Source organism: Psychromarinibacter sediminicola, assembly GCF_029168335.1.
GTDB classification, from domain to species: domain Bacteria; phylum Pseudomonadota; class Alphaproteobacteria; order Rhodobacterales; family Rhodobacteraceae; genus Psychromarinibacter; species Psychromarinibacter sediminicola.
This window is the reverse complement of record NZ_JARGYC010000169.1, coordinates 1-2336: the sequence shown is the minus strand read 5'-3', so window position 1 is coordinate 2336 and position 2336 is coordinate 1. Positions and strand designations below refer to the sequence as shown.

General features: G+C 64.6%; 3 protein-coding genes. 2 read left to right on the top strand and 1 reads right to left on the bottom strand.

The window, feature by feature from the left end; translation table 11 throughout:
- Positions 1 to 136: 136 nt before the first annotated feature.
- A complete protein-coding gene (locus P1J78_RS24635; RefSeq protein WP_275570018.1) occupies positions 137 to 388 on the top strand; it encodes a cupin domain-containing protein in 252 nt (83 codons plus the stop codon).
- A gap of 89 nt (positions 389 to 477) precedes the next feature.
- Here P1J78_RS24635 and P1J78_RS24630 read toward each other — a convergent pair whose 3' ends face one another.
- The gene (locus P1J78_RS24630) at positions 478 to 1575 is read right to left on the bottom strand and encodes a GlxA family transcriptional regulator (RefSeq protein WP_275570017.1); all 1098 of its coding nucleotides are present in this window, start codon (positions 1573 to 1575) and stop codon (positions 478 to 480) included.
- A 54-nt stretch (positions 1576 to 1629) separates the two neighbouring features.
- Here P1J78_RS24630 and P1J78_RS24625 point away from each other — a divergent pair, with 54 nt between their 5' ends.
- Positions 1630 to 1926, top strand: a complete 297-nt coding sequence (locus tag P1J78_RS24625; protein ID WP_275570016.1) for a nickel-binding protein — start codon at positions 1630 to 1632, stop codon at positions 1924 to 1926.
- The last annotated feature ends 410 nt before the right edge of the window (positions 1927 to 2336 follow it).

Here is a 2336-nt window from a genome sequence, read left to right as displayed (position 1 = left end):
ATCGTCCGTCCCGCGCATCATCACCTCCAGCATGCCGTGCAAAGGGTGAATCACGTTCTCAAACCCCTGTCGAGGCAGAGTTTTTCAGCAGCCTGCTAAACAAGGCTACCCGGAACTGGCCTTCGGCCAGTGCGCCTTGCCGAAGCTGCTCGGCTGGACCTGGGAGGCAGACGAGAAGCCGCTCCTCGGTCATCCCGAGACCTGCCCGATGCACCACACCGGTTACTGCATGTCCGGCCTGCTCGTCGTCCGGATGGTCGAGAGCGGCGAAGAGACGCCCATCACCAAAGGCGACTTCTTCGAGATCCCGCCGGGTCACGACGCCTATGTCGCGGGCAACGAACGCGTCGAGATGATCCTCTTCGAAGGACCGGGTGCGCATCCGTAATCGCGCCCGCACCCGGAAATCCTTGGTGTTGTGCCCCAAGAAGGGCTCCTCCGCTTGAGGAGCCTTTCCCACACGTCCACGCGCCGGGTCTATTCCCTGCCCAGGCGAAACCGATCACGATACGCGGACGGCGTGGTGCCGCAATGGCGCTTGAAGATGCGCCGGAAGAACGCGACATCCTCGTAGCCCACGGAGAGCCCGACATGCTCGATCGATGGCGCGCCGTCCTCGAGCATCTTTCGCGCCGCCGCGACGCGCAGCATCTGCTGATAGGCTCCCGGCATGTGGCCCGTGGCCTGCTTGAAGCGGCGCACGAGGTTGCGCCGGCTCATGCCTGCGACGTCTGCGAGTTCCTCGACAGGAACGTCGTGGGCGAAGTGTCCCGTGAGGTGCTGCTCGGCGTCGCGGACCTTGTCGTCACCGTGCGGCCGCGCCAGCGGCAGCAGGGCATAGCCGGACTGGCTCGGTCGCGGCATGTCGAGAAGCAAGGCCTTCGAGCACTCGATGGCCACGTCGCGACCGCAGAGACGCTCGACAAGGTGCAGGCTCAGATCGCTCGCGGCGTTGACACCGCCGCTGCAGTAGAGACCGGCATCCTCGGTGATGAGCAGGTCGGTCTGCCAGTCGACATCTGGGTATCGCTCCCGGAAGCCGTCGGCGACGCCCCAATGCGTCGTGGCCGTCCGACCGGCAAGCAGTCCCGTCTCGGCCAGCAACGCGACGCCAGAACAGACCCCGGCGATCCGCGTACCGTTTCGATACCGCTCCGCCAGCCAGGGCGGGATCGCGGCGTGGCGCGCCATCCATTCGTCCGGCACCGGGCCCGAGGCCGAGACCATGACCAGGTCGACCGGCCCGAGGTCCGCGATGGCCCGGTCCGGGACGATCTGCAACCCATAGGCGCTCTTGACCGGCTCGCCGGTCATCGACGCCGTGGTGACGCGGAACCGCGGCTCGGGGTCATCGCCGCACATTTCGTTCCACATCGTTCCAGCAGCCGAGAAGACCTCGATCGGGCCAACGGCCGTCGACGCGTAACCGTCGTTGACGAGAACGACCGCGACGTCCAGCTTGTCGCTTCTCTCCGTCATTTCATCCACATTGCCATCAAGGCGCCCGGATTTCACCCGCTGCAAGACTGTTTGGCACGATAGCCCCTGCTTTCCGTCAGCATCACCCGGTGCCATTTTGCCCGGTCCGGGCCAATTCTCTGGTTATGAACAAACCGAGAGGAGGCAAAGATGGATCTCTACATCATCCGCCGTCATGGCATCTGGTTGAACGAGGACGAACTCGCCGCGACCAACGAGAAATCGCTCCAGGTCGGCGAGGAGATGAAGGACCGGCTGCGCTGGATCCGCAGCTACGCGGTAACCGAGGAGGACGGCCGCATCGGGTCGGTCTGCATCTACGAGGCCAGCGACCGCGAGGCCATCCGCGAACACGGTGAGCGCATCGGCGCACCGAGCGAGGACGTGCGCGTGGCCCGCGGCACCGCCGTCAAGCGGGACGATCCCGAGCCGGTGACGGTAGTGTGAGGACAAGTCCCTCGCGTATCTCCGCGAGGGACTTCCAACCTTGTATTCCCCGGACATCCCCGGCCGAGCGTAGTGCAGCACTACATCGGGCAGGAGGCTTGACCTTTCGACCCCGCACACATGTTGCAGGCGCAGCAGTCAATTGACCTACTATGCTGCACTATGCTGGCTGTCGCAATTGCCTGCTGTTGCGCGAACGGCAGTTTCGTCCGCACAGCGGGCTTCGGCCTGTCAGGTCATGCTGCACGACGCCATGAAAGGCGGGTTCGACGGGCCGCGCTGCGGCATGAATGTTAAGAGGAGAACGGCAGGAAAGGGCCGGGACCGACCGAGCAACTGGCCAGGGCCGTCGGTTAAAAGACCACTGCACCGCCGCATGTCTGCATCGAGCCCAAAATGTCAGCCCGGAT

What these genes read in the sequence shown, in the direction of transcription:
- P1J78_RS24630 (WP_275570017.1), bottom strand. Translation starts at nt 1,575, where the DNA reads ATGGCACCGGGTGATGCTGACGGAAAGCAGGGGCTATCGTGCCAAACA.
- P1J78_RS24625 (WP_275570016.1), top strand. Translation starts at nt 1,630, where the DNA reads ATGGATCTCTACATCATCCGCCGTCATGGCATCTGGTTGAACGAGGAC.